Raw genomic sequence first — 24936 nt, forward strand, 5'->3', positions numbered from 1 at the left:
AAAAAAACAGACAAGCACACAGCTCCCACCTCTGCAATCGACCAATCTATCTTAGTTTTTTTCTGAGTTCCTGAAGCCTCTTATCAATCAGTGCCCAATTATTTTCTTTGGATTTCACATCGGTGATATTTAAAATTGCTCTCGTTTTATATTTCTTAGTGAGCGTAGTAACTTCTTTGCCATCAACGACGTAATACTTAGGAAGTTCATCAGGCTTGCCAAGTACAACTAAAACGAAAATTAAATTTTTAGAATAAGAAGCGCCAAGTTTTATAGGCCATCCCACAAACTTCTTTAGAGCAATTGCCTTTACCTGTACTGGTAACGTCACCTCATCATCTTCAATAATCAAATCGACTTTCTTAGCATTTCCCACAGTCATTGCAACATTGAAACCTCGTTTCGATAATTCGGCAGCAACAAAGTATTCCCCTGCTAGATGCGTACACGGCAATCTTTCTTTGTTAGTTTTTGACTTTACTTTACTCATCATACCTCCGAATCATTTATCTCTGGTGGAGCAAGATCAATCATCAGTTGTTTCAATGTCTCACCATCAAGTTGAAAATCTTTATTATCCTCAAGAACTTTAAGAAGCTCATCTTGACGTGGCTGTCCAAAGGCTAATCTGTAGCGAGCAAGCGTTTTTAATAATGCTTGAAAATGTTGATCGTCCTTTGAGTAAGGAATAATAGGCACATTCCGCTGAACCTTGAACTCGCTATCGAAAATCCAGTAAGGAATCATGTCATTCGATTTATTTTTATGAGCTTCCGAGGCAGCTTTAAACAATTCGTCCCAAACATCACCATTTTTAAAATTCAAAATATTAAATTCAGAAGAAACATTCTTTCTAATGACGTGACCTTTAAAACGATGAATACGACCTTCTCGTTGTTCTAAATCGACAGGATTGCGCGGCAGATTCCAGTGAAATATCGAGTGGCAATACTGGTGAAAATCCAAACCTTCTTGCCCAACAGATGTGGTAGCCAACACAAATGGCCTAAATGGAGAATTGAAGGCATCTCTTACTGTCTCGGCCCGCGTTTTCTCTTGATCTTCTTCATTCTTCCACTTTCCATATTCAAGAGCAAATTTACAACGAGTAGAGACTTTCGTTGGTTTATTTAGATTTTCTTCAAATATATCAATCTTGAGAGGGGCTTTCCTCATCATACAAACATCTTGAAACACTGTTGCGATATCCTCAAATGGGTCATCGTCCTCGTGAATCACTTCGAGGCCACTTGAGAACCCCTTAGATTTGTCTAATTTCAAAATATGGATATATTCGTCACACACGGACTGAAGATTGCCGTCTAATGAATAATGGAGGACGCTTGACCAATAAGAATCTTCTTCTAGTTTTCGTATAATTGAAATCGCTTCACTTGAATCGAATAGTGATCTCATCGCAAATGCGCAACTAGATGCGTGAAATAGAAGAACTAGCTTATTCAATTCATCTAAATTATTTTTATTCTTGTGAATGTTTAAAAAAGATCGGTAAATTACGTTTGCTGGTGAGGCTAAAGCAACCATTGCGATAACTTCAAGCAAGTCTTCTGGCGGAGCACCCAATTCAATTTCGCCATATAAAAAGACCTGTTTATATCTTTCAACGTGTTCAGCAAAAATTGTTTGAGCAACATCTTCGGAATCGTTTTCGTACCAACCACAATTGTATTTTTCATGAAACCAAGACCCAACAACGTCCTTATGAGAGCTGTGACGATCTAAAAGGAGCGGAGCTGCCCAATACCAATTCTCATCGACTTTATCTGAGTTTTCTGACTTCTTTTTATATTCATCATTTGTGGTTAATGCTTCAAGGGGCTTTCTGATTTTAGCTTTAACAGCAGCTAAAATATCCTCAACCTCAACTAAAGACTTAAGGCCAAGACCAAAAATATCTCCAAAATCAATAAGCGAAAGTGATGGGTAAAGTAAAATCAGGGTGCGAAGTCCTTTAAGCTCGTTCCCCTCTTTTCCTATAGTCAGAAGTTTTCTCTTTTTATAAGTATCAACGCCTTTATCTTTATAAGGCCCGTTTAAATATGCTTTTGATTCAGCTTCGTGGCTAATAAGAGAAGCAACTGCACGAGGGACAACTTTCCATGAAGAGAATACAAGTGATTTAGTAAATGACCGATCAGCAAAATTCTCGAAAACTCCTCTTAGCTTATAATAAGGTGCTGTGGGAGGAATCCAAAGAAGCTTCCAAGACTCATTTTTAAAAATTTCATCTTGAATTGCTTTTAATCTACTATTGTTAGGTGAAACAAAGTTAAAATCCTCAATGGCTTTTTTATCAATAAATGCCGATGGAAATTTGGCCATAGCCTTTTTTACTGGCACTGTATGTAGCCTATCCAGCAATCTCCTTTTAATATCGTAGTCCTCCATAAGATTCAAAAGATATGGAGAACTTTTCCAGTAATCCACATTACCTTTCAAGTCGAGAGCACTGGCAATTTCTTCAAGTTGAACAAAACTTATCATCTCTTCCGGCGTTGGAATAATCTGAAGCTCTTTATTTAAAATCATTCCATCATTTTCTTTGGTTGATTTTACACGCTCTGTCCGAGACATAATCAGACGCAAGACCTCCTCGGTATTTTTCTTGCCATCCAAGGCTCCCTGAATATCTACCCCTGACTTTGTAAAAACGGAGGCTCTGAATTTTTCAAGATTAGTTTTAAGCTTGTCCATCAATCCTTGATCTTCTTTAAGAAGCCAAGAAGTAGTCGAAAGAAAATCGTCGTAGTGATTTTCTTCATCCTCATCACCAATGGTGTACATTTTGTATGGAGTTGCACTAAGCAGAACTGTTTTTACGTTCGGATAATTGAATAAATACTTTGCGAGATCACCAACATCTGTATTTTCGTCAAATAAGTCCTTGAACCGCTGAAATTCGTCCATTATTACAAGATCAGGACTCATTTTATGTAAACATACCTGGGCTAAAATTTTCCGAAGCTCTCCTATGATTTTACTTGTTTCTGATTTTGCTTCCGGCGAAGGTGTCGAATTGTATTGAGGATATGACTCTCTCAACGCAATAAACTTATCTTTCAAATGTGGATATTTCTCCATTTCCTTCTGAAACGCGGATGAAAAATCACTTAAATCCATCTTGTCCCAATAGTCACAATTCTTTTGAACGAACTGCTCCCATCCAGCCCCTCCAGCGTCTCCCTTAAAAAAGTATAGGGATTTCGCCTTAGCAGACTTCATGTCCCATGCTTCCCTGAGAAAATAGTAAAGCAGAGCGCGCTCTTTCATTACTCCGCCACCACGTTTCACATTGAAGCTCGTATCTGGAGTAAAAGAAACAAAGCGAACGCGACCAAGTTCTTTGTTGGAATAGATTTCTGGAATTAGGGTAATTCGAGATGCAAAGCTCTCATCCTCATTCACAAAATTCAATTTTCTGATGTTTTGACTAGCAATATCTTGGTTTGAGCAAATATAGAGAATGTCGATATTGTTCCCATTTTTAAAATCTTCCGTCTTAGAAAGATTTTCGATAGCGAGAGCAATAAGGCCTCGACAGATCACAGTTTTTCCAAGACCGACTTCATCTGCAATAAGAAAGCGTGAAGTAGTATCTTTGTCTCTATAGAGACGCTGAAAAGCATTAAGCGCCGAACGTCTCTGAAAATCTTTTAAACTTCTTAGTATCTCTTCCGCTTTGAATTTTTCAGCCTCAAACATTTAAACTCTCTCTGGCGCGCTTTACATTTCCCCATAAGGCCAAGAAGCTGTCTGGGATAACTTTTTGATCTGCGTCCTTTAGGCCATCAATTACTTTATCAATATAGATTAGTTTGTCCGGTGTTCGAGCGAGGGACTTCAAGATTTCTTCAAACAAAGGAATTTGTAAGTAGGAATTTCCTTGCCCCTTCTGTGAGCCTTTATCTAATACTCCAGACAATGCATCAACGGTGACTTCTCCACCATGCAAAATGAGATACAAGAAGCGAATAAACTTATCCATTGAATCAATCGAGCTACGAATAACGTGATCGCTTCTTTTTTTCGGAAATTCTGGCCCATCAATCTTTTGAGTAAAAGTCACAGGTGCCTGTTCAAAGCCTGCAATGGTAACAGAGAAACAAAACAGGCTAGTCAGTTCACCTAACACCAATCCCGTAAAAGCCGTTTCGTTTGTCAGGTCGAGAGTTTTGCTAGGATTAGAAAGAAGATTTACTTTCACAACAAAATCTTGAGCCTTAATGAGCTTCTGCCATTCGGGACTAGGTGAAAAGTTTAAAGCTATTTTAAAATTTTCGTTGTCCTCGGAAAATTCATATTTGAGCACTGACGTAAAAAGAGCTTTCTTTATCTTGAAGATTTGTTCGTCGAAATCCATTTGGTTCAGCTCTTTCTCTGAAAGACTTCCATTCTCATAATCTTTCAAAATCGTTCTAAATCCAAAGTCCTCATCACTATTTAGAAACTGATCTATACCTATCTGCTCCGTTTTTCCTTTCAAGCGTAATAGAAATTCCACATTCTGATTAAATGCTGCATCGGTTGCATTGGCTGAACCTAAAAAAAGCTCTGTGTTTTTACCCTTCTCCAAGAAATACATCTTGGCGTGAAGGTCGCTTCCTACGTCATCCAACTCTTTTATGGATTCGTTCTCATTGGTCTTAAAATCGAAAAGAGCATCATTGATAACTAATATCTCTTTAAACTGCTTTTTACTTTCTTGCTCCATCTTGTGAATCTCAAAAGAGCTAGAGATTAAGATATTTTCTTTGGCGAGCTGATTTTTTGAAAACTTACTGCGCAAAAACGGTGAAACGATACACTGCTTATCATATTCACTGGCATTAAACGGTATATCGCTTTTTTTCAGTCCTAGTGGATGAAATGACATTTCCATCTTATTAGGAACATCAAAATGAACTCGTTTAATATCTTCTAAGGCTTCCGCATAAATTTTCTTTTGATCTACTTTCAAATTTTCTGGCTGTAGTTCACCAAAGAATCGTGATAACTGTCTTCCTTCTTCACTTTGAACGGAACCTTCATCTCCATTCACAACAAAAGCAAAATCCCATGACGTATCGAAGGTGATGTTTCTACTGAGACAAATGAACCGATACTTCGTTTCATTGTTGTCATTCTTATACTTCACGAACCAAACCTTTGGGTGAAACACTCCACCTTTAGGAGTCTTCGCAGAGTAAAGAGATTGTTCGATAAAATAATAAAGTTGGTTGTATTTCTTTGGTTGGTGAATCTGCCCTGACTCGAAAAGAATAATCGACTTTTCACTCAAACGACGACATCCCTCAAGAAGTGCAATCGGATCAGCAATCTGTAAGGAAATATCTTCGCTATGGCTCAAGCACAGACTCAGTGATGACATAAGAATGGTATCAAGCTCAAGACTGTAGGTAGTTCCCAGAATGTATTCGACTGAATATCCTAAATCTGGTTTCAGAACGTCAAGATAAGAGCTTCTGTCTCGATTATTTAAAAAACTCATTCAACACCGGCCCCGGCAAAAATATCTAAAATAATTCTTTTAGACTGCCCCCATCTGAAATCTGGGCCATAGGCTTTGAAGGCAACTCCATTAAGAGCATTGCCCCATCGCTTTAAAGGTTCTTCATTACTCAGTCTTGCGCGTTTAATTTTCTTTAAATCCAATTCACGCTTCTTTATCAGATTGAAAAGTGAGTCTGAATCCAGCATCTCCTTAAAGGTAGTCGCTTTATCAAACTCCTTCTTGAATTGAGAGGAGAAGACTTGAGTTATGTGTACGTTCGCTTTCTCATCAAGCGTCTGAAGATAAGTGAAAAAATCATCGACCTTCCATTCGGCGTATTCACTCTTTTTAACTTCTACAAACCACTCTTCAAAGAACTCTTCATAGTCTTTTACCAAAGATGATTCTAGCTTCCTGGCACAGTAATAGAAATAAGCGCGAACAGCCCCACAAACGAGCAGAGAGAAATTCTTTGAATGATAGAGTATGTCTTTAAACTGGTCGTTGATAACCTTTCTGACTTTCAAATCCCAAAGAGTTTCAACATCACCAATCTGTATCTCATTTATAAGAATGCTGTTCAAAAGTGTCCCATTACAACATTCATTGATCTGTGAACGTAAGAAGGCAGCTTCTTTTGGATGAAGCTCGAAAGAATTGATTTCTTTTACCTTTGAGTCCCTAAAGAGTTTTTCAACTTCAGCGTTCCAGAAATTATTTGGACGTTTACTGTAGTCATTCTCATCGTCCTTATTCTTCTTCTCCCAATCTTTAAGAAGCTGAATCCGATCTCCAAGCTCTTCATAGTACGAGCTACGGCCAGCTTCATCTTTAAAGACTCCCCATTTTTTTAGACCAGCCCAATAAACCTCATTAGGATAGCGTTCAAGTTTTTCATTCCTTTTCCCGAATGTACCCGAGCTGTCTTCTAGTGTAACAAGATGGTTTCTAAGCTTTTGCTCTTCCTCTTCAACGAAAGCCTGCATTTTTTCGGGACTATTTCTAAGTCTTTCAGACTTAGATGCTTCATCTTGAAGTTTCAAAAATATGTAAGGAACAAATAGGAAATATTTTGCTCTCGTTTGAATGGTAGAAGTCCCAGGGAACAACTTATCTGCGATAACATCACGAACGGTTCCAAATCCTAATTCATCACGAACGCCTTGCTCTGAAAAAAGTCGGATAACTTCAGCCATCTTTTTTTTCTGGTCGGAATCAAAATCCACCCACGTCAGAAAGGAAAGGCCCATTACTTGCCCCCTAAGATAACTTCACACATCCATCCATCAGGATTATGAATCCAAGTAGAGATTTTCTTACCTTGAAAGTGTCTTTGAACTGCCGTGGCGTAAGAAGCGAGCTGATACTTGTACTTGCTTCCAATCTCTAGCATTTTATCATCCGTAGCTGTGAGTGTCTTATGGTCGATGACTACAATCTCATTTTCAGCAACGACCATGCAATCAATGGCTCCACGAACAATTGATCCATCAAGACTCATTTCCATTGGCACTTCGTAATAAACTTTTCCAGAAGGCCATAACTCTTTAATTGTGTTATGTAAGCGGTCAGATGCTTCGACTAACTCATTAGCATCTAAAGTTTCATTAAGATTCCAATTTTTGAGAATTGTTTCAACGTGATCTAATTTTCCATTGTCTGAACCTAAGAATAAATGAACAGCACTACCAATAATGTCAGCTCTTGCATCGTCCTTAACACGTTTCAATACCTTTTGGGTTCCCCACTTAAAACTCCTACCTATGGAAATTTCACCTACTGTCAATGAAGAGTCCTTTTCTGAAATATGACTCGGCTGAAGATAAAGTGGCTTCAAGTCTCCAACTAGCGGTGTTCCTTGAGGTAAAACTATCGAATACTTTTCATTCGCGGCATAACTTCCACTTGCAACTGTAGGTGCGATTTTGTAAGTGCAATCAAGCTTCGTCTTGCCCACAACAATCTTAGAGTCATCAGCATTGAAAGCGAGAAGGACTTGGCTATCTTTCTGCAAAACTCCCAGCATTGATTCTTCGACCGTTTTTTTAATTGTGTTAAATAGAACTAGCTTCTCTCTTGCGCGGGTCATCCCCACATAGAGAAGTCGTCTTGTTTCAGATTCCTCTGCATATCGAAGGGCTGCTATCTCTGGTAATCCATTTATTAAAGCATCTACTTCATCAACTTTTTTATTATCACCAAAAGGCCAAGGCAAATAAGTAACAATACGGTTAGCGAGCGGTTCCGTAGATTTGAACTTCGAGCCAGCAATCATTTCTTGTCGAACTTCAAACAGATTCGGCTCACGGACTTCTTTATCAAGCGAGGCCATAATAACAACAGGCCACTCAAGGCCCTTAGAGGCGTGATAAGTTAATATTGATACCGCTTCCGTATGTGAAGCTGAGGGTATCGGTGGCTCACTCTTGCCTAGATATTCCAAGAATCCCATATCAGTACATGGAAGAAATGCTGCCTGACAAACATCTTCATACTTTTTAGCTTCTTGGCGAAGTGCAGAGATATGGAAAGTCCTACTATCACCATTTTCCATTTTCTCTATGACTGAATCAATCGGAATCACAGAAAGGGCCAAATCTAACTTTTCACGAATACTCATCTCAGAGATTAACTCTCTGGCTTGAGATATTCGAGCGAGAGCAGGATTCCAAGTATCAGCTTTATTTCCACTGACTGCGTTTTGAAGCCACTCATTTTGATCTGTACCAAGTGCCAATGCAATTTCTGCGGCTGCAACAGTGTCTCGTGAGTTTACTAAATATCTAAAGGCAGCGATTGCCAAAGTGATTTCTGGAAGACTAAGAAGATTTCCTCCGACAACAGAACTTGCAATACCAAGAACTTTTAATTCCTCTGAAAGCTGAACACATTCATCATTAGATCGACAAAGAATTGAAACATCCCCAGCTCGTAAATTTCTCTGTTCTTCATTTTCACGATCCGTAATTTTTATTTTTTCATTCAAAAGAGCAAGTATGCCATTGGCCAACTTCTGAGTCCGCTCCCCCTGATTTTTTCCTGAACCATCCCAAACTTCAAGTCCATTGGTTTGAACTTTATGTTGCCATTTAGGCTTCTGAGCAACTTGATCCGGTGGGATTCCATCAACCAAGAATGAAGCAGAATATAGTTCATTTACAAAATTGATTACTTCAGGAACTGATCGCCAGTTAGAATCAAGAACTTCAATTTTCCCTTTTCCAAGCTCTTGAAGAACGGCCTTCATTAACTCTGGATCAGCCCCGCGGAATCGGTAAATACTTTGCTTTAAGTCCCCAACCCACACAGTCTTTTTGCAAAGGGAACTGAGCTTTAAGAAGATCGCAAGTTGAATGGGGTTCGTATCTTGAAACTCATCTACAAATAAAACATCAAGTTCAGATTTAAGATCAGCCTGTACAGATTCTTTATCAAGAAGAGCAAGTGTCTTCTCCTCTAAATCACCATAATCAAGAACACCTAAGTTTTTCTTTTTATCTTTAAACTTTTTAGAAGCGTCCGTAGCTAACTTAAAAGCAAGGTTTATCATCTTCTCCAAGTCAGCCCGTAAATCACCGTTAGAAACAAAACTTCGTGCAGCTTCTCTAACGCCATCAAAGAATGCATCGGATTTCGCTCCAGCCTTTACCTTAGAAATTTTTACCCATAAATACCAAGACAACGGAGCATTTCTATTTTTTACTTCCGCTAAAATATCCTCAACCAACTTATGAGCGGCGGCGGTGGTTTTTGTTGTATCTTGAGGAGCTGGATAATTTTGTAAAAATCTTTCCATCTCTGTGACGAGGTTGGTTTGATTACTGTTAGCTCTTGGATTTTCAGTTACAAGTTGAATTTTCGCTAAACTGAGCTTCAATGATTCTTTAAGAGCTATCTCAGATAAATTATTCTGGCGAATAATCAAAGCAAGCTTTCTCACATCGGAAATTAACTCTTCAGTTTTAGTACCAAATTTCCAAGCGATCTCAGATAATTCTTGTAAAGCTATATCAGTCAACGCCTCGTTAAGTGCGTTTTCAAATAAACGTGCAGATTCATTCTCATCAATCACTTTTTGCCTTGGGGAACTTCCATCCTCAAAAGAGAATCGTTTTAAAATCTCTCCACAGATAGAATGTACTGTTCCAATGCGTGCAGAGGCCATACTGCGTGCAGAATCAACTTTTCCAGACTCAACTAATTTTTCACGAATCCTCTGCTTCAATTCCTCAGCAGCCTTCTTTGTATATGTAACAGCAAGAAGTCCATTAGCTTTTAAGCCATTATCTACTTCTTCATGTACTAACTCCATCAGGCGATATGTTTTACCGCTACCAGCACTTGCAGAAATGAGTTTAATTTCAGATGTCATGGCTACACCTCCTGCTTCCATGCAAGACCACAAATGCCCTTGTATTCACAGTAACCACAAGGAGCAGAGAATCTTTCTTTTTCATTTTCATCAATCAGTCCATGAGCGGTAAGCTTGCCTGATTTAAGAATTTTTGCTTTTTCAGCAATTTTATTTTCAGCATCAAGTAGAACTTCGGCGGAATCGGGCCCATTCACTTGTTGAGCGCGGCTGAAGGACTTGTTTAGAACGAGAATTTTATTGTTGTTAATAATGTGATAAGCAAGATCGGGGTGAGACTTTCCTGAAACAAGCTTCGAGTACAATGCCAACTGTAAACTCTTACCTTCCACCAAGTCTTTTTCTTTCCACTTGGCCCCACCGAACTTGTGATCCACAATGACCTGTTTTCCGTTGGCATCTTCTAAGATGTGGTCAATCTGCCCATTTACATGAACTGAGCCTAATGTCTTATCACTTTTCTCGATTTTCACTTCGGCTTCAACAATCGAAAGCTTATTATCTTGAATGAAATTCGCATAGAAATCGACATCTCTAAGAACAACTTGTTTCAAATCAGAAAGCTCTCTTGCTCGTTCTTTTTGAATAATTTGTGGCGCTTTGTCTTTAATGATCCCGTCAATAATTTTGTTCGCTTCTGCAAGGGCATCTTTAGGTGTGATGCTTGCGCCCTTTCTAAATACTAGAGAAATGACTTCATGGGCGATAATACCCATAATTCGTTCATTGTATTCAATAGAAGCACTATCTTCGCCGGAAAGGTGCGCTTTATACGTCAAGACATAGGCGAGATCACAGCCCAACAATTTTGAAAGTGACGATGCTGATTCGACGTCTCTTAAAGTGATTTGATCCTTAGATGAAATCCATTCGGGCCGCGAAACAAAATGGTCTTCAGTCTTATTATTAGCAGTAGCACCAATAGCCTTCAAGAATGCTTTTGTTGGCTTTGATTGCTTTTCGAGTAAGTTTACATGAACCTCAGATTTCCATTTTTGACGAATCTTTTTGGGAATCAGCTCATCTAGCAATGGGTGGAATGAATTTGCATTGCCGTCAGTATCAAGAAGCTGACTTACTAGCAATGCAGACTTCTTTGTATTCATTAACGGCCAAATCCATGACTGAGCTTCCGAAACTGATCTTAACTCAGGATCGGGCCACGCGATTTTGTTACCTCGAAGTTCTGTTACTTCAGATTTTGAGAAAAACGGCTCGTGATGTCCATTAACGGTTGATGAAGAAAAATCCCACCAAATCAAATGGTCACAAGAATCAATAATGGAGCTGGTATGCCCGACAATGCGAATACCTCCAGACTGTGCGATTGTACCATCAGCAATAATTCCATCCCCAACAGAGTCAATAAGAAGGTGAATCATGCGCTCACGAGAAATAGTCGGTTCGCCAAGACCTTTTGCAAGATTGGAAAGTAACTCTGATAAATCGTAGGCTTCTCTAAAAGAAGATTGTTTTTTTAATGCCCATATCTGTCTAAGCCATTTAGAAACTCTCCCACAAACAGCAACAAAATCCTCGAGAGGTATGCCATTTTCAAAAGAATATGATGGAGCTGAAAACCATTCCGCAATTCTCTGCTTACGATTTCTTATTTTTTCTTTCTCTTCATCAGTCTCTGCTTTTTCAATTAACTCTTCAGTGATCTCATCGAGATATTTTGACCAAGTTGAACCACCTACTGCGAGGGATTGGTCAAACGAAGCAATTAAATTCCGACGGAAACCTCTTGGTACAGGTGAGCCTTCAGCAGTAATGAGAGAAAGTGCAACACTTGGATCTTTAGGTTCCCAGGTTAAGGCAAGTGCAAGGATAAGAATTTGGAGAGCGGGTCTTGCATAGGAAACCTCGGCGTGATTGCCTCCGTAGGGAATACCTTGAGAAATCATGGCGGACATTAAAATTCCGCGTTGTTTATCGGGCGCTAGAATGACCGTTTTCGTTAATTCTTCTTGTTGAAGAGTTTTTAAATAGGCTGCTACATAGCGAGCTGACTCCCAAGGATCACGGCCCGTGAGAAGAGTAAATGATCCATCGGCTTCAGGCTGAGAATCATTTGTTCTCAATGCCAGAAGCTTTCCAAGATCAGTTTTTAAATCAGCTTGTGCTTTGAAAGCTACATTTGCAAAGGACACTTTCACACCTAATTTAGGTAACAATTCTTTAAAAATAATTTTCCAAGAGGATGAAAGAGAATCTTCAGTATTGAATACAGCTACCGAGGAAATTCCCTCGAAAGTTTCACACTTAGATAACGAATCACAAACAAGCATCAAGCGATCTGCTTTTCCTGTCTTATTGAGAAATACTTTTTCTACATCAACTAGGTCATTGATCTTTGCAAGCCTACCAACCTGATTTTTCTTCCACCCTGATTCAATCAAAGTATCTCGGAGTTCTAATAAATGCTCCGTGACCGCCATCGGATCGGTTTTGAGCGACTGGGTATAAAATCGCGGTGATGATTGAGCAGAACGAAGAGCTTGTAGATAGTCTATCTTGCGCTGATAAGAAATAGATTCTGGCTGCTTTAATCCAAGTTGAGTTTCAAGAAGATCAAGAAAGCCCAGCTCGCCAAGAGAGGCCTGCCCAACTGATCCCCACTCACTTGGTTTCGGGCCAGTCCATACTCCTGAATCAAATTCGCGTGAAAATAATACTTCGATCATATTGTCGTCTCTTTTTCCGTAATTTTAATTAAATTTAGTGGATGAATATCAATCTTGCCCGTGAAGCTGTTGTAGCTAGCTTGATAGAAATTAAAATCAAATCGTTTTTCCTTTTGGCAAATACCGTGAACAATCTGCATGATTTCTAATTTATGATCTTCGGACGTATTTATGCCAAAAATGATTCCATCGAGGTCATTGAATGAATAATTTAGAATTCTTTCTTCTTTCGGGATAGTTCCACTGAGAAGACTATGGTGAACAAGACGACTTTCTTCTTCGTGCCGCCATTCTTGAGTTTTAATAGGAATGTTTTCAAGAAAAGTTTTCCAATAATTCTTGTGCCACTCTTCACGGTTCTTAAATAAGTCCTGAACAAGTGGTGAAGTCTCTTTTCCGTCTTTGCTATGCCACTGTCCAATCAAATCTGGCAAAGGCAAGCGACCGATAGATCGAAAGAAGCTGACGGGCCTTACTTTTGCTTCATAATTTATGTCGTAAAGAGGAAAGAACACATTTCCATATCCCTTACTTGAGCCCCCGGTTCTCGACCAACCTTCGCTAGTAATAGTACGAAGAGAAATGCCTCGTCTTTCATGATCCTTTGAGGTTTTGAACTTTAAACAGACACCCTTGTGCCCTTCTGCATAGTACCCCCACATTGATGAGTTCGAGGCCGTATTTGAAAAGCAGGCTGTGTACCAAGGCCAGAATAAAAGCTCTTCGATTTGACGGACATATAGTTTGGGAAAAGATAGTAGATAAAATCTTTTGTTCTTTTCGTTCTTATCCGTCTTAAGCGCTGCCAAAATCTTAGACTGTTGTACAACTTGCCCTGATATTGAAAAGAATTTTTCTTCTGGGTATTCAACACTCGTCTCATTTTTAATTTTGTTTATCCACTTAAAAAACTCAGGGGAAAACAACTGACTTTTCAACAATGATGAAGCATCAAAGACTTTCTTTTTCTCTTCAACGGTATCATCCTGATGCTGAATAATAGAAATGCAGAAAAGATGGATGTTTTCTAAATAATAGAGCAGCTCATTACGCCTAACATTTTCTCTAGTAGAGAGTCCTTCGATGAGATTTTTAATGTTTTCATTCTCAAAAAACTCTTGAAATAGTTTATTGATATTATCTTTATATTTCTGTGTCGGAAGCTTGTCATAAGTTGAAAAAACTTGAATATCTTCCGGTTTAAGTAGTTCCGTCTCACCAAAGATTCTAATATGCAAGTAAACGCTATAGAGACAAAGTAGGTAGTTTTTAAATAAGTTAGTCCAGAGTATTTTATCTCCATGCCAAATGATGTCTCTAAAGTTTTCGACAGGATCGTTTAGGTCATTAGGTGGGCAAAAATAAATCGACTGAGTTTCAAGCTCCTTGAACCCTAACAACTTATCTACCGACCTAAATCTATAAACGAACTCACTCATTTAACAACCTCAAGCACTAGCACCCTTAATAGTCGCTAGCTGCACTACTTTCGAATAGGGCTTTGGCATTATCACCTTCTAAAACTTGTTTCCGAATTTTTGCTTCAGTTAAGTCTATAACTCTTAGCTTTCCATTAACCTCTGCAATAGATTCAATTCTACGGAAATGTTTTGAATGTTCTTCCGCGTATTGAGCAAGCCCTTGAAGTTTGCCCAATGAATCACTCAAGTGAAGTCCGTGAGGATCAACAATATCGACAACAACTTTGCCTGAAACGACAGAAAAAAATAAGAAGTCCGGTCTAACAATTTGGTAACGATCATTGTCTTTATAGGCAGCACCCAAAGAATCCTGACTTGGACGAGATGGATTTCGATACCAGAATTTAAAATCAGTTCGTTTGCTTTCTTTTTTAAAGACCACCGTTTCCCAGTTATTTAATTCGCACGGAAACTTCTGGTCGTCTTTAGAGCACAACAAATGATCGTCAAACAAAGGAAGAGGTTTTTCTTTCCCGTCTTCTGTTAATTCCGTTGTAGCAACCATCCATGACTTCGGGGCATCTAATTCCAAACTTTGAGGTTCTTTGCTCCAACTCTGAATAGCCTTGTACGCGTCTTGACGTTCATCTGTTAAATCTTTACGAGCAACACGATATTCGTCCAACCAATCAGATGTTTGCTTGTCAGCTTCAGCATCTAAGTATTCTTGAAGATTAGGAACTAAACCCATTGCCGCGATTTCAGTATGGGCCTCTATCAATTTTTCTTCATCAGAATCTTTACTTGTATTTTTATCTGCTAAATACTCTGCATAGGTGCGCGCTAAGTCTGGACTAATGATTCGAGCAGCACGCTTGAAAGCGTCTTCAATTACATTGAAGTCAGCATCCTCAAGGAAGTCGTTAAAAGATTTCTTCTGGCTCTGCATTTCAACTTTTAAGCTTTTTCCTTCAACTGTTAAAACTTCTTTACGAGCAGCTTCGATTTCTTTTGCATATCGTACTTTTGCGGCATCAAGAACTTTATGAAGATGTTCGTGAGATTTTTTACCAGCATCTTTTAGTAACCCGTCAGATGCCAACTCTTGTGCAAGAGCCGTTAATCTCTTCACTGGCTTTGCCCCACGTTGAGGAAGAGTTTGAGTCGGCAAAGATGAAAACTTATCCCAAATCTTTTTATCGGCCTTTGGATGCGGAAACATCTCTTTCGGGTGAATAAGAACTCTTCGACCTACTAATGGAGCTGCATCTTCGTCATCTCCACCTTTCATCAATATTTCAGCGACTTTTTCTACAGCTTCAGCATCGAAGAAAGGAAGAATACAATCTACAGAGTTTAAACGGTCATTACCTGAAATCCGTCTTGCGAGTGGCGAACGAATCATACGACCAAGCAACTGAGTAATATGTGTTCTATCCGTTGCAGCTCTGAACGAAAGCATTACTTCTGCTCTAGGGCAGTCCCATCCTGTACTGATTGCATCTTTAGCAATTACGACACGCACCCAGTGAGACTCTTGTATGCGTTCTGGAGACATATAGGAAACGGAGTGACCTCCAAAATCCATATCAGTGTGTTCACCAAAAACATGAACAATAGATTCGTTTTTTAAGTCTTCCCATTCTTTGAAAATAGTATCGAGTGCGCGACCAATTTCGTCATGGTCTGGAGTATTTGGAACTTGCACTACCATTAAAGGCTTAACTACTTTTTGGTCTTTTTGAAGCTTGGCGTACTCTTCCCATGCTTCACTTATGTCTTTTAGCTTATGGACTGCACGACGAATTAGAACAGTATCGAACTTTCCAACTTTTTCTGGAATATCTAAAATGATTGTATCCTTTAAAAGTCCCGACGCTTGAACTTTTGCAGGATCAACAATTACATTTGGTAAATTTGTACGGCCTTCCACTTTTGCTGCTGCCATTGCGGCGTTAAATCTCTCAACCGTAGCCGAGATACCCACAACAACAGGAATTGCAGGAGTAGAACCAGAACCGTTAATCAATCTTTTAACGATTGTGGATTTCTCTGTTGCCGCATTTGCAGTGGCTTTTCCCATACCTCTATGAGCTTCATCCAAAACCAAATAAAGGGTGAGGTTTGGATCGTCGATTGTATTTTGAATCGTGTCCCAAATGGTTTGCGATCTAAGGTCAGGCTTCACTCTTGGGAATAAAACACCCTGAGCAGGATCATCGTCATTCTCATGGCCCCTTACAAGCAAACTCTTTTTTCCAAGTTTTTGTGTATTAAGAAAATAGATTTTCCCTGCTTCAAACTTGTCACGATTAAACGTATTCTCAACGACTACAAGATCACTAAAATCTATTCGGTCAGATGCCTCAAGAAGACGAAAGCGCGTTTGCTCGTTTAGTGCAGGATCATCACTAAACCACACTACGGTCGCAGTAGGATCAGCAACAAAATCATAGCTATCATCACCATGAAAAAGAGCCTCAAAAAAAGCTGCGGCCATGACCGTTTTACCAGCTCCCGTAGCAGCGCTAAGCGAAAAGACGTTCTTCTCTTTATCCTCTTGCCATCTTTTTGTAGCTTTTCTCAAATTTTCGAGAACTTTCCCAACTGCTTCTTCTTGATAATCCTTAAGTGTAAATTTCATTTCTACTCACCACCAGTTATTTCAAAATTCTTTAAATACGATTCATACAAACGCACAGGCTCAACAGACTCAGGCAAGCGTTTAATTATTATCTGAAAACGACGATCATCATTCGTAACAATGTAAGCTACTCGCACACTTTCTGTTTTACGAATTTCTTTACAGAAGTCTGTTGCTTTATCCAGATCAACAAGGAGGCCGTAGGAATCGACGACCTCATAGCCAGATTTTGGAATTGTGTTAATTCGTTTCCCTTGGCTTCCGGCTCTCATCCAAAGAAGTGGAGCAACTCTACTAAATGCAAGGTTATGAGAAACGGCTATTGATGTTTCATAGGTAAGATCAAAAAACTCTGCGTTTTCTTCGAATCCATCAGACATTGGAAATTCATCTGTAAATTTATAATCACCAACTATCTTTTTTCCGTCTGGAGTTTTACCCGTGATTGCAGCCTCCACTCGTGGCTTTGTAATATAATTGCAAATACCCCACTTCTCCCAAGCTTCATCCCCAGGTCGCAGTTTTTTATCTCTCAATTCTTTTTGCTCATCTGCTCCAACTTCATTATTCGTAATGCAAATGCATTGACGTTTACCATTGTCTTGCTTGTTCAGGCGCATTACCGCATGAGCAGATGTACCAGAGCCCGAAAAGAAATCGACAACAATAGCATTTGGCTTGTCTGCGACAAAAAAACGCAAAGTATCTTCTACAGCGAATAATGACTTAGGAAATGGAAATCTACGATTTGGAATAAGCTTTGACAGCAGAGCCGTCCCCCCTGTTTCCGCATTATGAGAAGGCATATTCCAAACTCGTTTAGGTATTACACCCTTTGCTGACTTGTAGGACGCAATTACTGATCCATCTTCATCTTTTCCAACAACCTCAATATCGCCAGACTTGATAGCTGCAACTGTCCCACTTGGTAAATATTGTATTGCAACTTTCTTTGTTTCTGGTTTGTAGTTACGAGCACGAAGATAACCACCGTTCAGATAAGTTCGTGCTGTGTCTGGCGTGATTCCCCATAGTCCTTCGGTTCCATCAGGTAAGAGTGGCCAAACAGCAAATGTTCCTTTCGGTGTACGAACAGTCATGCGATCAATATCGTCTGTTATCTCGTCGCCAACAGAATGGATATATCCAGTCTTTACATCTACAAAAACAGGATAAAACTGCTTAGGTCTTGCTCCTCGACGTGCTGTAGGCTCACGTCTTCTCAATCCAAGCCAGTCGATTGATTCTCCAATTTTGGCAGAGGCAGAACGTGAATCATCAAGCATATTCACCTCACCAAGAGCCACCTCTTGACTGCCAAAGCGTAATGTAAAGATATATTCTTCAACCCTAGAGAATTGGCCAAACCGTGCAACGCCTTTTCCACTGATAACTGAAGTAACCATTTCCATTTTTGCTTCTGGAAATGTTTGCTCAAGAAGCAACCCAAGTCTTAAATACTCTTTTTCATCAATACTTACGATTAAAACCGAACATTCTGGATTCAGAAGTTCTTTTGCTAAAAATAGTCTTCGCTCCATAAATGCAAGCCACTTTGAGTGGCGATATAGATCATCACTTTCAACATAGTCATTATTGTATTTCCAATCTTTCGCCCCCGTATTGTAAGGTGGATCAATATAGATCGCGTCAACCTTACCTCTATGCGAATATGTCAGAGCCTTGAGAACATGATAGTTTTCCCCGTTAATTACCGTGTGAAATGGCTTATCACCACCTCTTTCAACTTTTCCAGTGCTCACGAGCCCCGGATAGAGATAATCACGAAACTCAGCAATAACCACGAGGTCATCAACTGGAACTTCTTCTGAAACGACTTGCTTCTTTTCAATAATCTCAATCAAAGCGATTTTTTTGTTTTTAACTTCAGAAATTTTCTTCACAAGCCAAACGCGTGGATCACTTTTTGATTTTTCACCACGAAGAGAGAGTTTGCGAACTTTATCTCCCTTTCTAACAGCTCTACTGGGTAACTCTACAACTTCGGGCCGGTGCCTTTCAAAGTTTAAACCGAAAGCCAATCTCGATGCGTGCTCTCTAAATTCGCTTTCTAATTCTGCACCCATTTGAGGGTCTTTATTTTTAATGGAAGCGATCAATTCACTTAAACGCGACATAAATTCTCCATAGAGCTAAAATGAGTTATCTCTTTTTCTTCTTAGGTTTTTCTTGTTCAGAATCGCCTGCATTTCCATTTAGAACCCACTCATCAACTTCTGATGGGCGAAACTTCCAAAGCTTTCCAACTCGATGTGCTGGAATTTTCCCTTTTTCCAACCATCGGTAAATTGTCTCTTTGGAAATACCCAAATGCTCGGCAATTTCCTCAACCGATAACCACTTTTCAGTGCTCATTTCACTGCTCCTAAAATATGTATTAAAAATTATGCGCTACAACTAATGACAAGTAAATACAAAGAAATACACCAAACTAAAAACACAGTGCAGTAGGACTTTGGAAGTGGAAGGTGAGCTAAGGAAGAGCTTCGATAAAATCAAAAAGCTTGAAGAAATCTTTGTCTTTGATGATATGAACTACGGGCGAAACCATATCCATCGAAAGATCATGGCGTGCAGTAAATAGAATCGTCGGTGTTTGAACTTTATTTTGTCTTAAATGAGCCAAAATCTTTTCAGCATTCCCATCGGGCAATTCGTAATCACAAATAATCAAGTCGAATGAATTTTTGTCCAAAAGGTTGATTGCGGCTTTTACCGTTATCGCACTATTGGCCTGCCCCTTAAGAGTCTTTTCGATCCAGTTAGTAATTATGTCTTTAGTATCTAAAAAGTCTTCAATTACTAAAACAGATTTCATACCCCTTCCTTATTAACGAACACCGGACCGACTGAATTGGTACGCCATTATAATCTCTCGAACACTTTGAGTAGCTTCAAGCATATCTGAAATCTTCATTAAGAGATAACTTGGAATTTTAATAGGATTTTGAAGGACATCTTCAATACTGATCGCCGTCTTTTGAAGAAGCCTTGATAGCTGCCTTTGCTTGTCTCTGGAAGCAGACAAAAAGGCTGAACGAAGACACTTGCCTAATTTTGAATTTACATTCATCAAGTCAGCAATCACGTTCTGACCTCCTTTAAGTGGATATGACCTCGATCCCTGCGTAAGTTCTTACGCACATTAAAACCCAAAAAGAAGGGAAAATCAATGGCACAAGATCATACGCATCTAGTTTTGAGGATAAATGGGTTTAAAAAAAGGAACAACACTTGTTTCGACACAAGATAAGAAGCTTTTAAAGGCTTTAGGGACTCGTATTAGAGAAATACGGGACAAGAAGAAGCTATCTGTTTACGATGTCACTGGAGAAGATTTACCAATTAAATCTCGCCAGCACTGGCAAAGAATTGAAGCTGGGCAGTTAAGCCTTACTTTTATTACACTAAGTAAAATCGCACAGTCGCTCGATGTTCCTTTAAGCGACATCGTGAAAAATCTTTAAAGTTCGTCAGTAAAACGCCAATCATACCCATAAGCTTTTTTGCGGTATCCATACCCCGTTGTACATGGCTTACGAAGACAGACACTACTAAGCGAAGAAGCGCAATTTGTATTTTTAGCGATCCCTGCATCTACCAGCCATCTTGCAGCTTCATGGATACTAGAGAACACCTTTACAACTTTACCAGATTCTAAATCAATCATCGAAACGGACTTGCTGTTTTTTGCTGCTGCCGCCTTAGCTCTTTTTTTTGCATTTGCATGAGCTATTTCTGGGTGATCGTCCTTAAACTTTTTTAGTGATGATTTACGTTTTTCATTAGCAACCTTGCTTGTACGAGACTTCACTAACTTTTCTTGCCAAGCCTTGTGTTCTTCGGGATGCTCTTGAGTCCACTTTTTTAAACTCGCTTGTCGTTTATTCTGAACTTCGGTTGTCTTAATCTTTTCGCGGTTTTTTCTTCTCGCTTCAGCATATTCTTCGGGATTATTTTCTTTCCAATTTACGATTCGACTACGAGACATTTCGCGATATTTATCGTCACTCATAACCTCTTTAATTCTCTGTGAACGAGCACGAAGCGCAGGAGTATCTCCCGACAAAAAGGCTTCCTTAGCAGCCTTGAGCATCGGTTTAAATTGTTCAGGATGATTCTTCATGTGTTCACGTTTTTTCTGACTTAATTCTGCCATCGAAGGACGATTATTAACTCCACCTCCACCAGCAACAAGGTTTAAACATTTTTCATCAGACAATAGGACTTCATTAACAATAGACGCTTCAAGTTTTTCTGTTTCTTCGGCTGTTTCGCAAACTGCGATAAAATATCTAACAAACTCATCCTTATTTTTTTTAAGTTTATTTTTAAACTTTAATCCAGAACCCTGATAACGTTTTATCTCAGACCATTTAGAACGATTGGCCTTACCAATATAATATTCTGGACTGCGGGCATAAAACTGGAGCTTAGCAAACTATCAATTTGAGACAAAGCGATTAGCTGCCGATAATAAAGAAGGAGCTAGTCTATGCGAAAGTCGAGAAGAGTTTTTACAGAGGAACAAAAGAGAGAAGCGGTTGAGCTCTATCTGAGCGGAAGAAAGAAAGCCTCTGAGGTCGCCGCCAGCTATGGCATTCATCCTCAAGTCATTTACAAGTGGAAAACAGATCTGGAAGAGAAATCAAAAGCTTTAAGAGCAGAAGATCTCCAATCTGATGGTCTGTCACCACAAGCGGTAAAAAGAATATTAGATTTAGAGCGAGAAAACGAAGAGCTAAAAAAGGCCTTGGGTGAAAAGGCCCTTATGGTGGACCTTTTAAAAAAACTCCGGGCAACGAAGGGCTCAGTATCAGAGAGCGATGTGATTGGGTTAAGCGAAATCATCAAAGAGTCGGCACGATCAAAGAAGCCTGCAAAGTAATAGGTGTTTCTATGTCGACGTATTATTCAGATCCTAAGATTTCAAGAAGAGAAAAAGAAGAACGTGAAGCCGACATTCGAGGTAAGATTGAACAGATTCGCGTTGAGCAGCCTCGAACTGGGTATCGCCCCCTCTTGGCAGAGTTAAAGAAGAGTGGCGTTGTCATTGGCGAAAGAAGGCTTCGCAGAATTATGAAGAAGTTCTCTCTACACATAAAGCCACGCAGAAGATTTGTACGAACCACGCAGAGCGATCATGATCACCCTGTGCATGAGAATTTAATCAAAGGTATGGAGGTTACCAAGATCAATCAGCTGTGGGTGTCTGACATCACTTACATTCGGATCACCAACGGCTTTGTGTACCTGGCAGTGGTCATGGATATCTACTCGCGCAAAGTTGTAGGTTGGGCCATTTCAAAGAAGATTGATCGTCACTTGACTCTGGCGGCACTTCAGATGGCGATCAAGCAAAGGGCCCCAAAGGAGGGAATTATTCATCACTCGGACCGTGGTGTGCAATATCTCTGCGATGACTATGTGAAGCTGCTTGTTGATTCTGGGTTTCAAGTTTCTTGTTCAAGAAAAGGGAATCCTTACGACAATGCCTTTGCTGAGAGTTTTATGAAGACTCTCAAGGACAACGAGGTGCACCTTTGGAGCTATGAGACAATTCTCGATGTCCTAGAGCGAGTACCCTATTTTATTGAAGAGGTATACAATAAGAAGCGATTGCATTCTGCACTGGATTATCAATCGCCGGAAGAGTTTGAAAACGAGATCAAAGTCAGATACAAGAACAAAAAATCAGCAAGTCGCTATGTCGTCAAGATAGGTGGTTCGACTCCATAAAAACGCCCGCACTCCATTCACCAGTTCCAATATTGATTTGAATATAAATAACCCGATAATAACCATCTTTTAAATTGCGTTTCCGAACTAGCTCACCTGGAGACAAAACATCAAACCAACGCTCTTGGATTAAAATTCGTTCTTTATTAAAACCTAATTTTGCCAATGACCGTCTTGAATCATAGGAGTCATTTCTATCCAATGATAACTCTATTGGATTAAATTCTCGCCAGATACTGATATTGTCGTTAATCTTCATAATCATCAATATTTAGCCTCTTAAAGTAAACTACGATTAAGAATTGCACCTTCAGATTTCGCCCTAAATACATAAAGCGAAACGGAAATGAATGCTAAAACTGCGTTCAATGGATTCAATAGAACCAAGCCTATTTCTGAAATAACATAACCCGTGTACATGGGATGCTTAATATAACGATAGATTCCACTGCAAACGATTCCACGGTTGGCAGGAGCGATCCCGATGCTTGTACCAAGTTCCAACGTGGCGAAAGCCACTATCAAAAACCCAACGATGGACAGAAGATCTGGACTGCGGGCATAAAACTGGAGCTTAGCAAACTATCAATTTGAGACAAAGCGATTAGCTGCCGATAATAAAGAAGGAGCTAGTCTATGCGAAAGTCGAGAAGAGTTTTTACAGAGGAACAAAAGAGAGAAGCGGTTGAGCTCTATCTGAGCGGAAGAAAGAAAGCCTCTGAGGTCGCCGCCAGCTATGGCATTCATCCTCAAGTCATTTACAAGTGGAAAACAGATCTGGAAGAGAAATCAAAAGCTTTAAGAGCAGAAGATCTCCAATCTGATGGTCTGTCACCACAAGCGGTAAAAAGAATATTAGATTTAGAGCGAGAAAACGAAGAGCTAAAAAAGGCCTTGGGTGAAAAGGCCCTTATGGTGGACCTTTTAAAAAAACTCCGGGCAACGAAGGGCTCAGTATCAGAGAGCGATGTGATTGGGTTAAGCGAAATCATCAAAGAGTCGGCACGATCAAAGAAGCCTGCAAAGTAATAGGTGTTTCTATGTCGACGTATTATTCAGATCCTAAGATTTCAAGAAGAGAAAAAGAAGAACGTGAAGCCGACATTCGAGGTAAGATTGAACAGATTCGCGTTGAGCAGCCTCGAACTGGGTATCGCCCCCTCTTGGCAGAGTTAAAGAAGAGTGGCGTTGTCATTGGCGAAAGAAGGCTTCGCAGAATTATGAAGAAGTTCTCTCTACACATAAAGCCACGCAGAAGATTTGTACGAACCACGCAGAGCGATCATGATCACCCTGTGCATGAGAATTTAATCAAAGGTATGGAGGTTACCAAGATCAATCAGCTGTGGGTGTCTGACATCACTTACATTCGGATCACCAACGGCTTTGTGTACCTGGCAGTGGTCATGGATATCTACTCGCGCAAAGTTGTAGGTTGGGCCATTTCAAAGAAGATTGATCGTCACTTGACTCTGGCGGCACTTCAGATGGCGATCAAGCAAAGGGCCCCAAAGGAGGGAATTATTCATCACTCGGACCGTGGTGTGCAATATCTCTGCGATGACTATGTGAAGCTGCTTGTTGATTCTGGGTTTCAAGTTTCTTGTTCAAGAAAAGGGAATCCTTACGACAATGCCTTTGCTGAGAGTTTTATGAAGACTCTCAAGGACAACGAGGTGCACCTTTGGAGCTATGAGACAATTCTCGATGTCCTAGAGCGAGTACCCTATTTTATTGAAGAGGTATACAATAAGAAGCGATTGCATTCTGCACTGGATTATCAATCGCCGGAAGAGTTTGAAAACGAGATCAAAGTCAGATACAAGAACAAAAAATCAGCAAGTCGCTATGTCGTCAAGATAGGTGGTTCGACTCCATAAAAACGCCCGCACTCCAATCCGCTCCTAAAATAACGGCCCTCGATGCACCAATAGGGCCAAAATACAAAAGTGGAATAGCTGACGATACATAAGCCAAAATGTTTGTAACCAATGGCGCTTTTTTTTCAGCAGCTTTTCTTCTTAAGAAAAAATATCCGGCGGCAAAATCCCGAAGAACCAACAATAAGAAAAATAAAAGCTGGGTTTGATGCCAGCGATACAACGCCACCACACCAAACCCTATCATCATTGCCGATCCAAAATATTTACCGAAATCTTTTTCCACGTTAAATTCCTGGCTCGCTTCCGCATCTGGCAACAGCAGATGCACAAGCAGCTTGAACGTCTGCGCCCTTTAGGTATTCAAACAAAGACTTTTCTGCACCTATAGCAAAAATGTATCTCACCAAATGTTTTACAAGGCTCACATTAAGATCAGTGCTACTCTTCACATTAGGAAATTCCGCAGAGAAATCAGCATCAACAGTTAAAGCATTTCCCTGAATTGTAATTTGCTTACGCATTTCCATCAGTCTTTCGACTTTGTACTCTTCTTCCTCAACGGAAAACACTTGAGCTTCAACAGCATAAGCCTTCAAAGCTTGAACAGTGGCTCCAAATGCAAGAACAAGAGCTATCATTTTCATTTTCTTTTTCATA

General features: G+C 39.8%; 22 protein-coding genes. 5 read left to right on the forward strand and 17 right to left on the reverse strand.

All coding sequences use genetic code 11. The features are described from left to right. Positions 1–46 precede the first annotated feature (46 nt). The 12 genes from ACZ5ZZ_RS16260 to ACZ5ZZ_RS16315 all read right to left on the reverse strand — a co-directional run bounded on the left by ACZ5ZZ_RS16260 (position 47) and on the right by ACZ5ZZ_RS16315 (position 19745). Positions 47–493 (reverse strand): hypothetical protein, encoded by a 447-nt coding sequence (locus ACZ5ZZ_RS16260; protein WP_464140375.1) that lies wholly within the window; start codon positions 491–493, stop codon positions 47–49. Next, positions 490–3723, reverse strand: coding sequence for a helicase-related protein (locus tag ACZ5ZZ_RS16265; protein ID WP_464140377.1), 3234 nt, complete (start codon positions 3721–3723; stop codon positions 490–492). Before ACZ5ZZ_RS16265 ends, ACZ5ZZ_RS16260 begins: the two co-directional genes overlap by 4 nt. Then, complete coding sequence (locus ACZ5ZZ_RS16270; RefSeq protein WP_464140380.1) at positions 3716–5509, reverse strand: phospholipase D family protein; 1794 nt, start codon at positions 5507–5509, stop codon at positions 3716–3718. Before ACZ5ZZ_RS16270 ends, ACZ5ZZ_RS16265 begins: the two co-directional genes overlap by 8 nt. Continuing rightward, positions 5506–6762 (reverse strand): DUF6361 family protein, encoded by a 1257-nt coding sequence (locus ACZ5ZZ_RS16275; RefSeq protein WP_464140382.1) that lies wholly within the window; start codon positions 6760–6762, stop codon positions 5506–5508. Before ACZ5ZZ_RS16275 ends, ACZ5ZZ_RS16270 begins: the two co-directional genes overlap by 4 nt. After that, positions 6762–9884, reverse strand: coding sequence for a UvrD-helicase domain-containing protein (locus tag ACZ5ZZ_RS16280; RefSeq protein ID WP_464140384.1), 3123 nt, complete (start codon positions 9882–9884; stop codon positions 6762–6764). The genes ACZ5ZZ_RS16275 and ACZ5ZZ_RS16280 overlap by 1 nt, the downstream gene beginning before the upstream one ends. A gap of 2 nt (positions 9885–9886) precedes the next feature. Continuing rightward, positions 9887–12571, reverse strand: coding sequence for a PD-(D/E)XK nuclease family protein (locus ACZ5ZZ_RS16285; protein ID WP_464140387.1), 2685 nt, complete (start codon positions 12569–12571; stop codon positions 9887–9889). Further along, positions 12568–14010, reverse strand: a complete 1443-nt coding sequence (locus ACZ5ZZ_RS16290; RefSeq protein WP_464140388.1) for a hypothetical protein — start codon at positions 14008–14010, stop codon at positions 12568–12570. The genes ACZ5ZZ_RS16285 and ACZ5ZZ_RS16290 overlap by 4 nt, the downstream gene beginning before the upstream one ends. Positions 14011–14035: 25 nt before the next feature. After that, positions 14036–16636, reverse strand: a complete 2601-nt coding sequence (locus ACZ5ZZ_RS16295; protein WP_464140390.1) for a DEAD/DEAH box helicase — start codon at positions 16634–16636, stop codon at positions 14036–14038. 2 nt (positions 16637–16638) lie between these two features. Then, positions 16639–18774, reverse strand: a complete 2136-nt coding sequence (locus ACZ5ZZ_RS16300; protein WP_464140392.1) for a site-specific DNA-methyltransferase — start codon at positions 18772–18774, stop codon at positions 16639–16641. A gap of 25 nt (positions 18775–18799) precedes the next feature. Next, positions 18800–19012 (reverse strand): helix-turn-helix domain-containing protein, encoded by a 213-nt coding sequence (locus tag ACZ5ZZ_RS16305; RefSeq protein WP_464140395.1) that lies wholly within the window; start codon positions 19010–19012, stop codon positions 18800–18802. A gap of 118 nt (positions 19013–19130) precedes the next feature. After that, positions 19131–19475 (reverse strand): response regulator, encoded by a 345-nt coding sequence (locus ACZ5ZZ_RS16310; RefSeq protein WP_464140397.1) that lies wholly within the window; start codon positions 19473–19475, stop codon positions 19131–19133. 12 nt (positions 19476–19487) lie between these two features. Beyond that, positions 19488–19745 (reverse strand): hypothetical protein, encoded by a 258-nt coding sequence (locus tag ACZ5ZZ_RS16315; protein ID WP_464140400.1) that lies wholly within the window; start codon positions 19743–19745, stop codon positions 19488–19490. 121 nt (positions 19746–19866) lie between these two features. Here ACZ5ZZ_RS16315 and ACZ5ZZ_RS16320 point away from each other — a divergent pair, with 121 nt between their 5' ends. Next, entirely contained in the window at positions 19867–20124 is a 258-nt protein-coding gene (locus ACZ5ZZ_RS16320; RefSeq protein ID WP_464140402.1) for a helix-turn-helix domain-containing protein, read from the forward strand. Here ACZ5ZZ_RS16320 and ACZ5ZZ_RS16325 read toward each other — a convergent pair. Next, positions 20121–20879 carry a hypothetical protein gene (locus ACZ5ZZ_RS16325; protein WP_464140404.1) on the reverse strand — a complete coding sequence of 253 codons (759 nt, stop codon included), beginning with the start codon at positions 20877–20879 and terminating at the stop codon, positions 20121–20123. The genes ACZ5ZZ_RS16320 and ACZ5ZZ_RS16325 overlap by 4 nt on opposite strands. 273 nt (positions 20880–21152) lie before the next feature. Here ACZ5ZZ_RS16325 and ACZ5ZZ_RS16330 point away from each other — a divergent pair, with 273 nt between their 5' ends. Together ACZ5ZZ_RS16330 and ACZ5ZZ_RS16335 are read left to right on the forward strand one after the other, a co-directional pair. Next, positions 21153–21545, forward strand: coding sequence for a transposase (locus ACZ5ZZ_RS16330; RefSeq protein ID WP_464140406.1), 393 nt, complete (start codon positions 21153–21155; stop codon positions 21543–21545). Then, positions 21524–22396, forward strand: a complete 873-nt coding sequence (locus ACZ5ZZ_RS16335; protein ID WP_464142365.1) for an IS3 family transposase — start codon at positions 21524–21526, stop codon at positions 22394–22396. The genes ACZ5ZZ_RS16330 and ACZ5ZZ_RS16335 overlap by 22 nt, the downstream gene beginning before the upstream one ends. Here the strand turns inward: ACZ5ZZ_RS16335 and ACZ5ZZ_RS16340 are convergent. Both ACZ5ZZ_RS16340 and ACZ5ZZ_RS16345 read right to left on the reverse strand, forming a co-directional pair. After that, positions 22371–22655 carry a hypothetical protein gene (locus ACZ5ZZ_RS16340; RefSeq protein WP_464140408.1) on the reverse strand — a complete coding sequence of 95 codons (285 nt, stop codon included), beginning with the start codon at positions 22653–22655 and terminating at the stop codon, positions 22371–22373. The two genes, ACZ5ZZ_RS16335 and ACZ5ZZ_RS16340, sit on opposite strands and share 26 nt — an antisense overlap. 20 nt (positions 22656–22675) lie before the next feature. Beyond that, positions 22676–22915: an isoprenylcysteine carboxylmethyltransferase family protein gene (locus ACZ5ZZ_RS16345; RefSeq protein ID WP_464140410.1), complete on the reverse strand. Its 240-nt coding sequence runs from the start codon at positions 22913–22915 to the stop codon at positions 22676–22678. A gap of 117 nt (positions 22916–23032) precedes the next feature. Between ACZ5ZZ_RS16345 and ACZ5ZZ_RS16350 the strand changes: the two genes are divergently transcribed. After that, positions 23033–23425, forward strand: coding sequence for a transposase (locus tag ACZ5ZZ_RS16350; RefSeq protein ID WP_464140406.1), 393 nt, complete (start codon positions 23033–23035; stop codon positions 23423–23425). Continuing rightward, positions 23404–24276 carry an IS3 family transposase gene (locus ACZ5ZZ_RS16355; protein WP_464142365.1) on the forward strand — a complete coding sequence of 291 codons (873 nt, stop codon included), beginning with the start codon at positions 23404–23406 and terminating at the stop codon, positions 24274–24276. Before ACZ5ZZ_RS16350 ends, ACZ5ZZ_RS16355 begins: the two co-directional genes overlap by 22 nt. Here ACZ5ZZ_RS16355 and ACZ5ZZ_RS16360 read toward each other — a convergent pair. Further along, positions 24251–24562, reverse strand: coding sequence for a hypothetical protein (locus ACZ5ZZ_RS16360; protein WP_464140413.1), 312 nt, complete (start codon positions 24560–24562; stop codon positions 24251–24253). The genes ACZ5ZZ_RS16355 and ACZ5ZZ_RS16360 overlap by 26 nt on opposite strands. Position 24563: 1 nt before the next feature. Beyond that, a complete protein-coding gene (locus tag ACZ5ZZ_RS16365; RefSeq protein WP_464140415.1) occupies positions 24564–24935 on the reverse strand; it encodes a hypothetical protein in 372 nt (123 codons plus the stop codon). Between the last annotated feature and the right edge of the window lies 1 nt (position 24936).

It is taken from the genome of Bdellovibrio sp. HM001 (assembly GCF_055397275.1).